Origin of the sequence: Shewanella sp. SM87, from assembly GCF_025653705.1 — a bacterium.
In the GTDB taxonomy this organism is placed as follows: domain Bacteria; phylum Pseudomonadota; class Gammaproteobacteria; order Enterobacterales; family Shewanellaceae; genus Shewanella; species Shewanella oncorhynchi.
The window spans coordinates 1-15713 of sequence record NZ_JAKKSC010000019.1; the positions used below are offsets into that span (position 1 = coordinate 1).

The following is a 15713-nucleotide window of genomic DNA, read 5'->3' on the forward strand; positions in this document are numbered from 1 at the left end:
AACAGTAGGAGATCAAAACGCACTGGCTCAGCTTCACAGTATTTCGCCCGTTGCATGGCAGCACATCAATATGTATGGCAATTTTGAGTTTAGTCCATCAACCTCAAAAATAGATATCGATGCATTGGTTGCTCGATATGCTGAACCAGAATATTGGAAGCAAGCGCTGATTGAGAACGAAAATTCAAGTGATGAATTTTAGAGCTTAAAGCTAACTTTACATTTTTGGCGCGTTGGGCAAATTTAGCCTATCTGGCTTTAATTCACCGCTTATGCCACAAAATACCAATCCCCGCCAACCATGCTGCGGGGCGTTGGCCTTCTTGATTTATAAAATATGTGAGTCCAGCTATGGTCACTCACGTTGGCCTTGCGGCTGCTGTGGCAAATTTGTGCTTTGGAGTTTGTACCTGTCGTGACTTTCTTTGCGCCACATTTCGCACTTGCTACGTAGCTTTTGGCTTTGTGGCCTTACGGCCTAGAAAGTCCTAGGGCTTCACCCCTAACGTTTAATCAAGAGTCGACCAAGGAGGACTGCTCGTCCTTGTCTTTTTAATTGTTAATTCTACTGATGTAGAACCTTCGATTTTTAGTTCACGTCCATATTGTAGTTGCAGATTTATACGGCCTTACGGCCGAGGTGAATCAAAGTCGTGGGGCTTCACCCCACACCCGACCAAGGAGGACTGCTCGTCCTATCCTCCTTGGATGCTCCATGACGCCCCTTGCGAAGTTACATGCATTAGATACTAGCTTCGTGCTTATTCGAAAATAGCTAACGCTTCCGATGGGGCGTCCCTTCCCCCCGAAAGCTACGCAGACGTCCTGTCTGCGTCACGCGATTCTCTTCAACGCCCTTCAGCAACTTCGCAGGGGGAGGTGAACTTCAGTAACTAGTGTGTGGGTTGTAAACCTGGAAAGAGTTGTGCTGTCTCATTTTTCATTTGTTGTCACATCTGAAGACTTAATGCTAAGTTAGTGTCATACAATAATAATTTATTCGAAATGTATATTAATCTAGCCAAAACATATGCTAGGTGATAATTAGAGTTTCGGGCCATAACCTGTTATACGATTTATTTATGGTGGTAATGTGGAAAATTTTGAAGAAAATGTAGTTGCGTTTCTCAAACATAAAGAGAAAAAAGTTCTGGTTATCAAAGGAAAATGGGGAGTAGGGAAAACTTTTAAATGGAATGAGATCGTCAACAAGCATTTCAGTTCACTTGGTTTTTCTAACTATTCTTATGTTTCTCTCTTTGGTCTAGATGGGTTAAAAGAACTGCAGTCTGGTGTATTCTACAATGCTCATGCAATAAGCTCTGATAGCAAGTCAGCTACCATTAAGTCTAATTTAAAGAAAATTGGAAACATAGCAAAAAGTATCCCTCAAATATCAAAGTATGCAAATGCAATTTCTGTTATTGAAAACTCACTTGTAGATGATTACCTGATTTGCATCGATGATTTAGAAAGAAAGTCTAAAAAGTTCTCAATGTCCACTTTACTTGGCTATGTATCAAACTTAAGTGAGTCAAGTCATTGTAAAATTGTATTAATATTTAATGATGACACTTTAAATGATGAAGATAAAAAAGAAATCGATCTATATCGAGAAAAAGTTATAGATTTAGAGTTAAAGTATTCACCTAATCCTGCTAACAATATTGATGTTGAGTTTAGAAACCACATATGTAGAGATTTGATTTGCGACATATTCAAGTCTGAAGGCCTAAATAATATTAGAATAATTAAGCACATAAAATGGAATGTTGATGCTTTGATGAATTTCATAGCTTCTTCAGAAGAAGCCGTCAGACATGACCTACTTACCACGATTGTGATACTTACGTATGTTCATCATGAGCCAAGTATCAGTATTCGAGCTAATGAAATTGAACGCGTATTTAGTTTCTCGTTAAAAAATGAGGACGTTGATAAAAATCTTCAAAGGCGTATTTCTTCACTTGGGTATATTTATTATGCAGATCATGAGGCTGAAATCATCAAATATATCGAGGATGGTTGGATGGATGAGGCTTTATTTATTGAAAATATATCGCGTCTTAACAAAAGACAAATTGATAGAAATGTTTCATCAAGATTAACGGAAGTCTGGGGTTTCTATAATAACAACTTCCTTTCCACTAGCAATGATGTGATTAGAGGCTTAGAAGGATTCCTTTCAGAACATTTGAACTCAATCTCTGTTAGGGAACTACATCCTATACTAGATACGTTGATGGAACTAAAAGAAGACTTTGATAAAAGTTATTGGATTGATAAATTTGTTACTTTAAACCTAGATAGTGATAGTCCTGATTTATTAATGCAGCTGAAAAAAATTACAACTAATGCAGAACTCATTGAAATAATTTCTAGTAAAGAGAAAGTCATTTTTCAACATCATTCAATCTACGCCGTTTTATCTAAAATAGTTAAGAACCGTAGCTGGAATCCTGAAGACGAAGAGTATTTAGGTAATCATAGTATCGATGAAATATACGAGTTTTTAGTTGGTGACAACAATTGTGATCTTATGCAAGTGGTTCGCGAAAGTATGGGTATTTTTAGACCTACTGAGGGCGACAATCCAAAAGATATCTTTGGACGAAACCTGCATCAAGCATTAATTAGAGTATCTGCAAGGAGCAAGCTCGATCGTTACAGAATTATACATTTCTTTGGTATCGAGTTTGACTGAACAAAGATAGAGCAAAGATAGAACATGCATAACTCTTTCAGGATTAACAGCCGACACCTAGATTTCAGAAGTTCATCTTTCCCTGCGAAGTTGCAGAAGGGCATTGAAGACTCTTTATTAAAGGCAAAAGAGCAAATAGGCTTCATTTTTATGCCTTGATTACTTTCCAATAACTCTAGTGTCTGAGGAATACACCATCCCCTCGGAGTTGCCGCAGGGCGAATAGACAAATTGCGTGAGTCTCGGCATGGATGCCGAGCTAGCTTTCGCAGGTGCAGGGACGCATCCTTCGGAAGCGATAGCAGATTTGGCAATGAGCACAAGGGGCTTTCAACTCCGTTGGGGACGTCATGGAGCATCCAAGGAGGATAGGACGAGCAGTCCTCCTTGGTCGGGTGTGGGGTGAAGCCCCACGACCTTCTCGGCCGCAAGGCCGTATAAATAACAAAAAAGCCACTGTGGTCAGTGGCTTTTATCCTAAAAATCAGAATCTAAGCGATTCTGCTTAGTCCAGACTTGGTTCTTCACTGTAATCAATACCGTGATAGCTCAGGCAAGCATCGACTTCGTTGCTGCTGCCTAGGACGACGGCAACACGTTGGTGAATTTGAGTTGGTTGAATATCTAAAATGGTTTCATAACCCGTTGAGGCTTTGCCGCCAGCTTGTTCGACTAAGAATGCCATTGGGTTGGCTTCGTACATCAAGCGCAGTTTGTACGGTTTTTTAGGATCTTTATTGTCGGTTGGGTAAGTGAAAATACCACCGCGAGATAGCACGCGGTGTACATCGCCGACCATGGCCGCAATCCAGCGCATGTTGAATGATTTTTCGCGTGGGCCAATTTTACCGAGCAGTAAATCGGCAATATAGGTCTGCATTGGCGCTTCCCAAAAACGTTGGTTCGACATGTTAATGGCAAACTCTTGGGTATCCGAGCTAATGCTCATGGCGGCGTTAGTCAGTAAAAATTCATTGGTTTCTGGGTGCAAAGTAAACAGTTGCACGCCTTGGCCTGTGGTTAATGCCAGCATGGTCGATGGACCATAAAGTACATAACCTGCGGCTAATTGCGCACGGCCAGATTGTAAAAAGCTGGTTTCAGTCAACTCGCCAGCAGAGGCGGGCAGGATAGAGAAAATCGTGCCGACTAACGAGTTGATATCAATATTAGATGACCCATCTAGCGGATCGAAACACACCAGATATTGACCATTTTGGCTGACTTCAACCACATGATCTTCTTCTTCCGACGCCAAACCGCGCACTGTACCGTCAGCTTTTAATGCATCTTTGAGCATGTCGTTAGTGATGATATCCAGTTTTTTCTGGGTTTCACCTTGGACGTTTTCTTGCTCAGTCGCGCCTAACACGCCCGCAAGTGCACCGTGGCGAACGGCATGGCTAATGGCTTTTGAGGTGTCGGCTAAGGTTAAAATTAGGTGGGAAAGGGAGTCGTTCACTGCCTGTGAGGTCAGGTGCTGGGCCAGAGTCTGCATGTTATGTCCTTTAGAGGTTCAACAATGAGGTCAATTTCGTTATTTGCCGCGAATGATAACTCAGTTAGTCGACAATTTCAGCGATGTTGCTGATGCTTTTAGCGAATATTAAGGCTTTTAGGGATTATTTGGATTGAGCTTGGCGCAAGGGCCTAATTTGTATCGGCATATTGCATGCTCTTTCTATTTATAGGCGGCCTCTGGCACAATGTCGGCTTGTTTTTAATCGCTGACATCTTAGGCGATTATGTTTCCAAGGAATAATAATGATTAAAAATAGGTTAACTTGGTTCCCTGCGTGCTCACTTAAGGTGCGCGCCGTTCCCCTACTGATAGCGAGCCAAATGGCCATGATTTCTACAGCTATGTTTTCAATTACCCCAGCTTATGCAATGGAAGGCGGCAAACTGCCACTGACGATTGAGCGAATGAATGCCTCGCCCGCATTAGCGGGCACCAGTCCTCGTGGTTTGAAACTGTCACCCGATGGTCAGCGCGTCACTTATCTTGCGGGCCGTAAAGACAATCAAAACTTTTATGATCTCTGGCAGATGGATGTAAAGACGGGAAAATCTAGCCTATTGCTCAATGCAGATAAGTTGGCAAGCAATGAATTATCCGATGAAGAAAAGGCCCGCCGCGAACGCCAACGTATTTATGGTGAAGGCATTATGGAGTACTTCTGGGCCGATGATAGCCAAGCGCTATTAATTCCGGCTGCTGGTAATCTGTATTACTTTTCATTAGTGGATAACAGTGTCAGCCAACTTCCCATTGGCGAAGGGTTTGCCACAGATGCGCGCCTATCGCCCAAGGGACATTTTGTGTCTTTCGTGCGGGATCAAAATCTGTATGTGTTAGAGCTGGCGACCAAAAAACTCCAAGCTATGACGAGCGATGGCGGCGGTACGATTAAGAATGCCATGGCCGAGTTTGTCGCTCAGGAGGAAATGGATCGCATGACAGGTTATTGGTGGGCGCCCGATGAATCGGCTATCGCCTTTACCCGTATCGATGAGTCCGGTGTCGAGCAAGTAACCCGTAACGAAATCTATGCTGACGGTATTAAACTTACTGAGCAGCGCTATCCCTATGCCGGCAAAAATAATGTCGACATAGCCCTCGGTGTGGTCACGCTAAAAGATAAGGCCATCAATTGGGTGACCCTGCGCGAAGAGAACAGCAAAGACAAGAGCAAAGATATTTACCTGCCGCGGGTCGATTGGCTGCCCGATAGCAAACATTTGTCGTTCCAGTGGCAGAGTCGCGATCAACATAAGCTAGATTTGCAACTGGTGGCGTTAGATGCGCTTACTAAACCAAAAACCTTAGTGAAAGAACGCAGCGATGCTTGGGTAAACCTTAATAACGATCTGCACTTCTTAAAGCAGCAGTCGGCCTTTATTTGGGCATCTGAGCGTGATGGTTTTAATCATCTGTATCTGTTTGACTTAAAAGGTAAACTCAAAACGCAATTGACTCAGGGCGAGTGGGCTGTCGATGCGTTGGAATACATAGATGAAACCGCTGGTTGGGTATATTTCACTGGCCGCAAAGATACGCCAATCGAGAAACAACTTTATCGCGTGCCTTTAGCGGGTGGCAAGGTTGAGCGGGTAAGCAAGCAAGCGGGCATGCACGATCCTGTGTTTGCCGACAATCAAAGTGTGTATCTGGATTATTTCAATAGCTTATCTCAGCCACCGCAGATCAGTTTACACGGTGACAAGGGCCAACAACTGGCTTGGGTTGAGCAAAATGAAGTCAAGCAAGGCCATCCTTTATATGACTATGCGGGTCTGTGGCAAATCCCTGAATTTGGTGAACTAAAAGCCGAAGATGGCCAAGTGTTGCAAACCCGTTTATTCAAACCTGTTCCCTTCGATGCGAGCAAGAAATACCCTGTCGTCGTGCGGGTTTACGGTGGGCCGCACGCACAGTTAGTGACCAACAGTTGGAGCGAGCAGGACTACTTTACCCAGTATCTGGTGCAACAAGGCTATGTGGTGTTCCAGTTGGATAACCGCGGCAGCGCCCACAGGGGCACAAAGTTTGAGCAAGTGATTTACCGTCATTTGGGTGAAGCTGAAGTCAAGGATCAAAAAGTGGGAGTGGACTATTTACGCAGTCTGCCATTTGTCGATGCCGATAATGTGGCAATTTACGGCCACAGTTACGGCGGTTACATGGCCTTGATGAGTCTATTTAAGGCGCCCGATTACTTTAAAGCCGCGATTTCGGGGGCTCCTGTCACCGACTGGCGCTTATATGACACCCATTATACTGAGCGTTATTTAGCTCATCCCGAGGGGAATGAAAAGGGTTATGAAGCCAGCAGCGTGTTTCCCTATGTGAAAAACTATCAATCGGGTCTGTTGATGTATCACGGCATGGCCGATGATAACGTCTTGTTTGAAAACAGCACTCGGGTTTATAAGGCGTTGCAGGATGAGGGCAAACTGTTCCAGATGATCGATTATCCTGGATCTAAACATTCGATGCGTGGCGAGAAAGTGCGTAATCACTTATATCGCTCACTGGCAGATTTCCTCGATAGGCAGTTGAAAAACACCAAATAGCAGGCATAAAAAAACCAGATCCTAGGATCTGGTTTTTTGTGAATTGATTTTTATCAAACCAATCCAGTTTCTAATGCGGGTTGCTTAGCGGGCTATTAGCCTTCTAAGTTACCGCAAAAACGATAGCCTTCACCGTGAATAGTTGCGATGATTTCTGGCGTATCTGGCAAGCTTTCGAAATGCTTACGGATACGACGGATAGTCACGTCTACGGTACGATCGTGTGGCTTAAGTTCACGGCCAGTCATTTTCATCAGTAGATCGGCACGAGTCAAAATTTTGCCTGGGTTTTCAACAAAGTGCAGCATAGCGCGGAACTCGCTACGTGGCAGTTTGTAAGATTCACCCTGTGGGCTCACTAATGAACGGCTGTTGATCTCTAAGCTCCAATCATTGAAGCGGTAGTATTCTACTGAGCTCTTTTCTTCGACTTCAGCGCCAGCGCTGTTGACACGAGTCAGAAGGTTACGAGCACGAATCGTTAATTCACGTGGGTTGAACGGCTTGGTAATATAATCGTCCGCGCCAATTTCAAGTCCAAGAATTTTGTCGACTTCGTTGTCACGACCTGTCAGGAAGATAAGACCGATGTTGTTGATTTCACGTAGTTCACGTGCCAACAATAGACCATTCTTACCTGGCAAGTTAATGTCCATAACGACCAAGTTAATTTTGTTTTCCTGCATAGCCTTATGCATTTCTGCGCCATCATTGGCCTCAGTTACCACATACCCTTCTGCCTCGAAAATACTTCTCAGCGTGTTACGGGTAACGGCTTCATCTTCAACGATCAGAATGTGCGGATTTTGCATATTATTTACCTAAATTTTAATCAGTTTATACTAACCAATAAGAGCAACTTACTTCGGGCTCTTATATTCATAAAAGCGTTGATACTTCCTTGAACTGCTTTGTGCTCAAAAGGAAAATCTTTACGGTGACATCTATATCTTGATGTAGATTAAGTGCACGTTTAAGTGTAATACGAGAAAACGTAATCAGTACCAACTTCGATAAGCAATAGTTAGAATAAGTTCCTTAACTATTGTTTTTTTTAAATGTTTAAAAGACAAATCAAATGTAGAACAGATTTTAAACAGATGCCCGGTCAGTTCACGTTACTTTAAGCGATATATGTAACAAACTGTATTGAACGATAAGCATCTTGCTCAATCTGTTTCAACTCACCAGTACGTACATTGTACTCGTTTTAGTCATTTGTTAACAAATGAAATGTTAACAAATTTTAGGTGAGCAGGGGTTTTTACCATGATATTTACTTTAGCTATTGATTAGTATAACTAATGTATTTCTTATTCCTGTGAGCCAGTTCACGCCTCTTTGGATTTTACAATCACTCTGCTACACTAGCTTGGGTTCATTTTTCGACTAGACTACCAATGGACAATACGACTCAAAATTTGTGGCAATGTTACCAAGCGCCGTTGTTTTTGCTGACTCAAGCATTATCCTGTGATTTTTCCTTTGCTGTTATTACCGCTCATAATCCCGCTTCAAAGCTTCTCTCTCCTAGCCAAAACCGTTTACTCGATCGCCAACTTCTCCGTGAAATTGAATTACTCGGTAGCCCTTATCGTGCTTTAGTGGGCGCAGCACCGGATTTATCCCACATGGAAAAAAGTTGGGCCGTGTTTATCGATAGAACGATGGCATTGCAATTGGGTAAGAAATTTAATCAATATGCGATTTATGTTGTCGAACAAGGGGATGTGAGCTTAGTGCCTTGCACCTTGGATGGACATGATGAAGTGTGTTTAGGCAAATTTAGAGATTATGTGCAGCTGGTATACGAGCTACCCGATTTGAACATTTAGTTGTTTTCAAAAGATTTTATTTAAATTGTTCATTTGTTATGAAATTAGCATTGACTTCATTAGGGGTTTATTGCTACTTTTTTCGTCCCTTTCCTAGGAAAGGAACAGAAGAGGAGCGTTAACTAGGTAGTCGGTCAGAGGAGCACAAACTCCAGCGATGACTGATGAGGGAGATTAACGCCGAGGCATAGATATGGTTGCTGCATGTTTATGTCGGTCGCTCAGGCTGAATCCTGACGATTGTCACCTGTAATTGGTGGAGAGCTTCTGGTGACGATTGCTGTTTCCCTTCTTTTGGGGTGCGTTATCATTGAGCACCAGGCTCTTCGAACGAAGTCAGTTCGGAGTGTGATCATGTTAGTTAATCAATATCTTATTCAATCTGCATTTATTTGTTGCCCTACGTGTTTCACGGAGGTGCGCTAATGTCCCTCGTTGTCGCAAAATTTGGTGGCACCTCAGTTGCCGACTATAACGCTATGAATCGCTGTGCAGACATAGTGTTAGCTAATCCTCATTGTCGTTTAGTCGTGGTCAGCGCTTCGAGCGGCGTGACTAATCTGTTAGTGGAATTGACCCAAGAATCGATCAACGACGATGGCCGATTACAGCGATTAAAACAAATTGCCCAAATTCAATATGCGATTTTAGATAAGCTCGGTCGTCCTAACGATGTGGCCGCCGCATTAGATAAATTATTGAGTCGCATGTCGGTATTGAGTGAAGCGCTCGCATCACAACGCAGCAAAGCGACTATGGATGAGTTGTTGTCCCTCGGTGAGCAATGTTCTTCGGCGTTGTTTTCGGCGGTGATCCGCGAGAAAGGTGTCAACTCAAGTGCCTTCGATGTGCGCCGAGTATTACGTACTGACAGCCACTTTGGCCGCGCTGAACCTCAGGTTGAAAAGATTGCGACTTTAGCTCGTGATTATCTACAGCCACTGTTAGCGGAGCAAGTGATTGTGACACAAGGCTTTATCGGTGCCGATGAATCGGGTCAAACGACCACGTTAGGTCGCGGCGGTAGTGATTATTCTGCTGCACTGTTAGCTGAAGCGTTACGCGCCTCAGCGGTAGAGATTTGGACCGATGTCGCGGGGATTTATACAACGGATCCTCGTTTGGCGCCCAATGCCTTTCCGATTGCCGAGATCAGTTTCAATGAAGCCGCCGAGATGGCGACCTTTGGTGCCAAGGTATTGCATCCAGCGACTATTCTTCCTGCCGTTCGTCAGCAAATTCAAGTGTTTGTGGGTTCAAGTAAAGAGCCTGAAAAGGGCGGAACTTGGATCCGTCATCAAGTGGAAGATGCGCCCGTATTCCGCGCTGTGGCTTTGCGCCGCGATCAAACCCTGTTAAATCTTCACAGCTTGCAAATGTTGCATGCGCAGGGCTTTTTAGCGGAAACCTTTGCGACATTAGCGCGACATAAGATCAGTGTGGATTTGATTACCACATCAGAAGTGAATGTGTCTCTAACCCTCGATAAAACCGGTTCAGATTCAAGTGGACAAGGTCTGTTGAGTGAGGCATTGCTGCAAGAATTATCACAGCATTGTCGTGTGCGAGTTGAAGATGGATTGGCCTTAGTGGCGATTATCGGTAATCGTATTGCGACGACACCGGGTATCTGTCGCCGTGTATTTGAAGTGTTAGAGCCACACAATGTGCGGATGATTTGCCAAGGTGCCAGCCCACATAATCTGTGTGTGTTAGTGGCCGAAGCGGAAGCGGCACAAGTGGTTAAATCGCTGCATCAAAATCTGTTCGAAGGCGTTTAGTATGTTGCCGACAACATCGTCTCTGCAAATCGGGGAGCTTGCCGCAGGGCAAGCACTCACTTTGCCTATCTACCATTTCAAGCCGAGTGACGATAAGGCGACTGGCCCCAAAGTGTATATTCAAGCCAATGTCCACGGTGCTGAAGTACAAGGGAATGCGGTGATTTATCAGTTGATGAAGCAGCTTGAACACTGTGACATCCGCGGCGAAATCACCTTAGTGCCATTGGCCAATCCACTCGGGATCAACCAAAAAAGTGGTGAGTTTACCCTTGGCCGATTTGATCCTATTACGGGCGCGAATTGGAATCGTGAGTATTTGAATCATGCTATCGATTTACCGACTTGGTATGGGGAACATGCCAAGCTGAGTGATAGCGAGCTGATCCAAGCCTATCGCAGTACTTTGGTTGAAGCTTGTCAGCAAAAATTGCGTCATGAATGGGGCATTACTACTGGCCATAGGCTCGCGGTTAATCTGCAGATTATGGCCCATGGCGCGGATATAGTGCTCGATCTGCACACAGGTCCTAAGTCTTGTAAGCACTTGTATTGTCCTGAATATGACTTAGCTGCTGCGCAGTTTTTGTCGATCCCTTATACGCTCATTATCCCCAATGCCTTTGGTGGCGCCATGGATGAGGCGGCGTTTTGTCCTTGGTGGCAATTGAGTGATTTTGCAAAAGCACAGGGGCGCGATCTAGCCGTTGCTGTGTCGGCGTTAACCTTAGAGTTGGCGAGTCAAGAGCGTGTCTGTCTTGAGGATGCGTTGGTTGATGCTCAAGGGATTTTGGCGTATTTAAGCCACAGAGGCGTAATAGCTGAAACCGTTGCGCCTGCTAAAATGTCGCGCTTTGGTTGTTACCTTAAAGACTATAAAAAGTATCACGCGCCAAGTTCAGGACTAGTGGAATATCTCGCACCTGTGGGTGAGCCACTGGCTGCGGGGCAGCCCTTAGTCAATTTACTGCGTATGGATTTATACGGTACGGCAGATGAGCTAAAGACGGTCTGTTTGCCCCAGGACTGTGTGCCTATTTTGCACTTTGCTTCGGCGTCTGTGCACCAAGGAACAGAGCTTTATAAAGTCATGACTCATGTTTTTGAGTTGCCGACATTCCAGCCTAAATTATAAAAATTAGCTCGTAAGCATTAGCCCATAACAATTAGCTTATGGGACTGAGAGAAAACAACGCCAATCCTAATCGATTGGCGTTGTTTTAAGGTGGCTATAACCACTTGAATCGATAAAACAGTGCCATTTGCAGGGCGACGAGTGAGATTAATATGCCGCAGAAGGTGGCGAAGGCCCAAGTGTTGTCCGCGCCCGGTATCCCGCCAATATTGACCCCAAGTAAGCCTGTTAAAAAGCCTAGCGGTAAGAAGATTGCTGACACTAAGGATAAGAAATATAAGCGTTTGTTGAGTTGCTCCGACTGCTGACTGAGTAATTCTTCTTGAGTCACATTGGCCCTATCGCGCAGGGCATCGAGATCTTCAATGGTGCGGATAAGTTTATCGTTTGTTTCCCTCAGCTTGAGTCGCTCAGTATCTTTAAATAGGCTAAATTGCTCAGAAATCATTTTCGAGAATGCTTCGCGCTGTGGGGCTAAATAGCGGCGAATGGCCACAGTTTGACGGCGCAGTTCGGCGATATCGGTACGTAAGTCTTTCACATTGCCTGAGACGACTAGTTCTTCTAAATCAGAGAGTTGTTCTTCTAATTTATCAATAAACTCGACTTTACGATTGGTCAGTCGTTCGCAGATTGCGACGATAAAGTCCCCCGTAGTTGTAGGCCCATTTCCCTCAAGGATCAGCTCGGCGACATCTTTGACCGACTGTAACTCGCGATCGCAGGTGGATATGATCCGCTGTTTATCGGCATAGATACGCACAGCCACCATGTCTTCGGGAGCAGAATTGGGGTTGAGGTTAACGCCGCGTAATGCGAGTAATATGCCTTCACCTGTAATCACAGCGCGGGGACGAGTGTCTTGGGCGAGTAGGGCATCACTTTCGACCTTAGGCAGACCGCTATTGAGTATCCAGTGGCGTGCCTTTTTATTGCGATAGCGAAGGTGTAACCAGAGTAGGCCATCCTGAGGATCCCATTTTTCGATCTGTTCTAGGCTCAAGGTGGAACCCGCTTGGGCGCCGCTGAGCACTAAACTGTAGATAAACCCTTCGTGCATATCGCATTCCATTTAACTTTCAAAATCATCCAAACAAACTAACTGATTTTGTCATGAAAATGAAGTCAGTACTTATGCTTAACGACATGAGAAAAACGTAAATTGACATAAATTTGATGTGCTGAGGGATGCAAGCAACTTAGCCAAGGATAGGTTAAAATTAGCATTAGTAGGCTTAGATCAAAGAGACAATAAAATGGAATACGAATTTCGGCGTAACAGTTTAACTGGCACTTTTTTGGCTAGCTTTAGCATGGATCATGAAGTGCTTGGGCAATGGTTTACGGAAGAATTAGGGACTGAGTTAGCTAAAATTCAGCAAGTGTTGGGTGTGATAAAAGAAATTCAAGCCGATAAACGAGGTTCATGGCGTCTTGTTGGTAATGATTTTACCTTAGAGTTAGAGCGTGAACAGGCCCGAGTCTTTGCCAATGCCTTAGGTTTTGAGCAAGAATATGAATTGGAAGAGGCTATGTCACTCTATGATGCTGAGTCAGAAGCTTATTGTGGCCTAGAGGATTTTGAGCTGGCGCTATTGAGTTGGCAGCAATTTATTGAGAAAGGTTTGTAATCATTTATTTAATCTCTATTTGATAAAAACATAAAGGCAATCATGGGATTGCCTTTATTGTTTTCGCGATACCAAGCTCATTTTCGTATCTTTAATTATTAAGGTAGCGCACCGCCATTTCGGTTCTCGATTTAGCATTGGCTTTACGCAGTAGGTTTTTCACGTGCACTTTAACTGTGCCCTCACTAATGTGTAAATGCTCTGAAATCATGCGATTACTTAAGCCTTCCGCCAGTTGCTGTAGAATTTGCAGCTCCCTTGGGGTTAGGCTCGAAATCCATTCTTGTTCATCGGTCGCATCTTTAAGTTCGTAAAGGTATTCTTCGACTTCATCGCTGATCACCCTGTGGCCAAGCATGGCATTTTTGAGTTTTTCGAGCAGCAAATCTGGCTCAGTATCTTTGAGCAAATAGCCGTCGGCTCCAGCACGAAGTAAACGGATAACATCCTGTTTTGCATCGGAAACGGTGAGAATTACTATGCGTGAGGTAACACCTTCTTGGCGCATGGCGTTGAGGGTATCTAGGCCTGTCATGCCTTTCATATTCAGATCGAGCAATATGATGTCGGGTTCATCGGTGACCACTGCGGTTAATGCGTCTAAACCACTACCGGCTTCGCCAAATAGGCTGAAGTCAGGATCTGAAGCGATGAGCTGGCAGATGCCTTTGCGCAAGAGGGGATGGTCATCGACCACCAGTACGGAATAAGGTTTACCCATTTGAAGGCTCCTGTTGAGATGGGAAAATAAGCGTCACTCTAGTGCCACTTGACCCTTTGCTGTGGTGCACAAGGTTTAATGGGCTGTTAGGTTTGAGTGCGTCGTCTTGTGCATTGCATCCTTGCTCAGTCGTGGTTGTCATAGCAGGTTTAAATTTCTTTAAATCATTGTCGCTGAACACGACTTTACCTGAAAGCTTACTGGCTCGTTCATGCATTATACCTATGCCAAAATGTTGATCTCGTTCTTTTAAATGTCCAATACCTATGCCGTTATCACAAACATCAATATTGACCATACCCTCGTCATCCTTATAGCAATGGATGTTAATGAGGCTGGCCTCAGCGTGTTTGATGGCGTTTAACGTCGCTTCTCGCGTGATCTGCAGTATGTGGATGTGTTGCTTTGCCTCTAGCCATTGTGGCGCAAGTTTATAGTCTAAGGTTATCTTTATATTCGTCTTTGTCCTGAGTTGCTCAAGCATAGCCTCTAAAGCACTTTTTAGATCGGGTTCTTTAATTGTGAGCCTAAAGGTGGATAGTAACTCCCTGAGCTGCACGTAGGCAGTGCTTACACCTTCGTTGATTTCGGTTAGCTGCGCCTCAACGATTGGACTGCGGCAACTGCAATCTAAGTTTTTGCGTAATAAGCTAATTTGGATTTTTAGGAAAGATAGCACTTGACCTAAAGAGTCGTGCAGCTCTCGGGCAATTACGCCACGTTCCTCCATTAGCGCCAGTTGCTGTCTTTGCTCTGTGGCATTGTGGATCACGATTGAGCGCGTCAGCATAATTGCGAAATTGTTAAACAAGGCGATATTGGGTGTTTGAGCGGCAATTAACTCTAAATAGCCTAAATTAGCCTGCTCAAATTGCAGTGGAAAACGGGTGCTCTCTTGAGTCATATCTGGCCAGCCGCCATCGGCCTCAATCACTTCAAGCTCTTGCTCGGGATACTGGATAATGAGTCTTAGGTAGTCGAGTGATTCATAGCCTTTTAACTGATTCAGCGCCGCCTTGAGCGCCTTATAATCGAGTTTATTCGCGTTTAATGTCAGTAGGTTATCATATAAGAATGCCAGCTCGTTGTTGGCCCTTGTCAGCGCTAAGGTTTTTTCTGCTACCTGCGATTCTAAGTTGCCATAAAGCGTCGCGAGTTCCTTCGCCGTTTTTTGTAGGGCATGGGTCAGCGCTGTAAGTTCAATGTATTCGGTCTCGGGCATTTCAATTTCAAAATTACCTTTAGAAATGGTATTCGCCGACTCCATCAGTTTTTGCAGTGGGATCACCACTTTCTTCTTTGTAAAACGCACGGCCACAAAAGCGATAATGAGCATGACGCCTAAGCCTAATATTTGGCTGGCGGCAAGGAGCCTGAGTTTAAAGGCGGCGTAGTGCTCCATCTCTAGCACCAGTAAATCTATGGTATCAACAAAGTCCTTCAGTGAGGCGACATAATCGCGGGAGTTTTCTTGTTCTATGTAGTGTTTCATCACCAGCCATTTATCGATGACAAGCTGATATTGAGCGGCAATTTCTGGCGGACTAAACCAACTTTCCGAGGGCTTTAACGTGTCGGAATAGAGCGTATTTTCGAATTCGGTGATTTTATCCTGCGCAGCATCGCTGCCTGAGTTGGCGTAAAACATTAACCGATAGCTTTGCATCCTCAGCGACCCTGAGGCATTAATCGCCTTGGCGTCGCCTAAGCTGTAGGACAAATTGATGATAGCAAAAGTCGATAAACTACTAGAGAGCAGAATAAGTACTAACATTAATCCTAAGATTTTTGAGGTTAGACTACCTCGTTTCATTAATCCGCTGTTCATT

At 44.4% G+C, this 15713-nt stretch carries 12 protein-coding genes and 1 riboswitch; of the genes, 7 read left to right on the plus strand and 5 right to left on the minus strand.

Features of this window, described 5'->3' with window-relative positions:
* Both L5M11_RS15220 and L5M11_RS15225 read left to right on the plus strand, forming a co-directional pair.
* Positions 1–202: hypothetical protein (locus tag L5M11_RS15220; protein ID WP_263192640.1), on the plus strand; the 202-nt coding region annotated here is incomplete at its 5' end.
* Between the two features lie 891 nt (positions 203–1093).
* Complete coding sequence (locus L5M11_RS15225; protein ID WP_263177212.1) at positions 1094–2704, plus strand: hypothetical protein; 1611 nt, start codon at positions 1094–1096, stop codon at positions 2702–2704.
* Positions 2705–3209: 505 nt separating this feature from the next.
* Here the strand turns inward: L5M11_RS15225 and L5M11_RS15230 are convergent.
* Entirely contained in the window at positions 3210–4202 is a 993-nt protein-coding gene (locus L5M11_RS15230) for a class 1 fructose-bisphosphatase (protein ID WP_263192643.1), read from the minus strand.
* A gap of 266 nt (positions 4203–4468) precedes the next feature.
* Between L5M11_RS15230 and L5M11_RS15235 the strand changes: the two genes are divergently transcribed.
* Positions 4469–6781, plus strand: coding sequence for a S9 family peptidase (locus L5M11_RS15235; RefSeq protein ID WP_263192645.1), 2313 nt, complete (start codon positions 4469–4471; stop codon positions 6779–6781).
* A gap of 95 nt (positions 6782–6876) precedes the next feature.
* On the opposite strand, the gene arcA is transcribed toward L5M11_RS15235, so the two are convergent.
* Entirely contained in the window at positions 6877–7593 is a 717-nt protein-coding gene (arcA, locus tag L5M11_RS15240; protein ID WP_006080127.1) for a two-component system response regulator ArcA, read from the minus strand.
* A gap of 588 nt (positions 7594–8181) precedes the next feature.
* Between arcA and L5M11_RS15245 the strand changes: the two genes are divergently transcribed.
* From L5M11_RS15245 to L5M11_RS15255, 3 genes are all read left to right on the plus strand, one after another.
* Complete coding sequence (locus L5M11_RS15245; RefSeq protein ID WP_173247481.1) at positions 8182–8616, plus strand: DUF3293 domain-containing protein; 435 nt, start codon at positions 8182–8184, stop codon at positions 8614–8616.
* A gap of 100 nt (positions 8617–8716) precedes the next feature.
* Positions 8717–8891: riboswitch (Lysine riboswitch) on the plus strand.
* Positions 8892–9041: 150 nt separating this feature from the next.
* The gene (gene lysC / locus L5M11_RS15250) at positions 9042–10397 is read left to right on the plus strand and encodes a lysine-sensitive aspartokinase 3 (protein ID WP_263163590.1); all 1356 of its coding nucleotides are present in this window, start codon (positions 9042–9044) and stop codon (positions 10395–10397) included.
* Between the two features lies 1 nt (position 10398).
* Positions 10399–11532 (plus strand): succinylglutamate desuccinylase/aspartoacylase family protein, encoded by a 1134-nt coding sequence (locus L5M11_RS15255; RefSeq protein WP_263192647.1) that lies wholly within the window; start codon positions 10399–10401, stop codon positions 11530–11532.
* A gap of 94 nt (positions 11533–11626) precedes the next feature.
* Here the strand turns inward: L5M11_RS15255 and L5M11_RS15260 are convergent, their stop codons facing one another.
* On the minus strand, positions 11627–12592 hold the full coding sequence (locus L5M11_RS15260) for a zinc transporter ZntB (protein WP_131525184.1): 966 nt from the start codon (positions 12590–12592) through the stop codon (positions 11627–11629).
* Positions 12593–12788: 196 nt separating this feature from the next.
* Here L5M11_RS15260 and L5M11_RS15265 point away from each other — a divergent pair, with 196 nt between their 5' ends.
* Positions 12789–13163, plus strand: coding sequence for a YacL family protein (locus L5M11_RS15265; RefSeq protein WP_263139714.1), 375 nt, complete (start codon positions 12789–12791; stop codon positions 13161–13163).
* Between the two features lie 91 nt (positions 13164–13254).
* Here L5M11_RS15265 and L5M11_RS15270 read toward each other — a convergent pair whose 3' ends face one another.
* Both L5M11_RS15270 and narQ read right to left on the minus strand, forming a co-directional pair.
* Positions 13255–13884, minus strand: a complete 630-nt coding sequence (locus L5M11_RS15270; RefSeq protein WP_105250232.1) for a response regulator — start codon at positions 13882–13884, stop codon at positions 13255–13257.
* Complete coding sequence (narQ, locus tag L5M11_RS15275) at positions 13877–15712, minus strand: nitrate/nitrite two-component system sensor histidine kinase NarQ (protein ID WP_263139712.1); 1836 nt, start codon at positions 15710–15712, stop codon at positions 13877–13879. The genes L5M11_RS15270 and narQ overlap by 8 nt, the downstream gene beginning before the upstream one ends.
* Between the last annotated feature and the right edge of the window lies 1 nt (position 15713).

Excerpts from the sequence above, each read along its gene's own strand:
- lysC (WP_263163590.1), top strand. The coding sequence starts at position 9,042 with ATGTCCCTCGTTGTCGCAAAATTTGGTGGCACCTCAGTTGCCGACTAT.
- L5M11_RS15245 (WP_173247481.1), top strand. The coding sequence starts at position 8,182 with ATGGACAATACGACTCAAAATTTGTGGCAATGTTACCAAGCGCCGTTG.
- L5M11_RS15270 (WP_105250232.1), bottom strand. The coding sequence starts at position 13,884 with ATGGGTAAACCTTATTCCGTACTGGTGGTCGATGACCATCCCCTCTTG.
- L5M11_RS15260 (WP_131525184.1), bottom strand. The coding sequence starts at position 12,592 with ATGCACGAAGGGTTTATCTACAGTTTAGTGCTCAGCGGCGCCCAAGCG.
- arcA (WP_006080127.1), bottom strand. The coding sequence starts at position 7,593 with ATGCAAAATCCGCACATTCTGATCGTTGAAGATGAAGCCGTTACCCGT.
- L5M11_RS15265 (WP_263139714.1), top strand. The coding sequence starts at position 12,789 with ATGGAATACGAATTTCGGCGTAACAGTTTAACTGGCACTTTTTTGGCT.
- L5M11_RS15230 (WP_263192643.1), bottom strand. The coding sequence starts at position 4,202 with ATGCAGACTCTGGCCCAGCACCTGACCTCACAGGCAGTGAACGACTCC.
- L5M11_RS15235 (WP_263192645.1), top strand. The coding sequence starts at position 4,469 with ATGATTAAAAATAGGTTAACTTGGTTCCCTGCGTGCTCACTTAAGGTG.
- narQ (WP_263139712.1), bottom strand. The coding sequence starts at position 15,712 with ATGAACAGCGGATTAATGAAACGAGGTAGTCTAACCTCAAAAATCTTA.
- L5M11_RS15255 (WP_263192647.1), top strand. The coding sequence starts at position 10,399 with ATGTTGCCGACAACATCGTCTCTGCAAATCGGGGAGCTTGCCGCAGGG.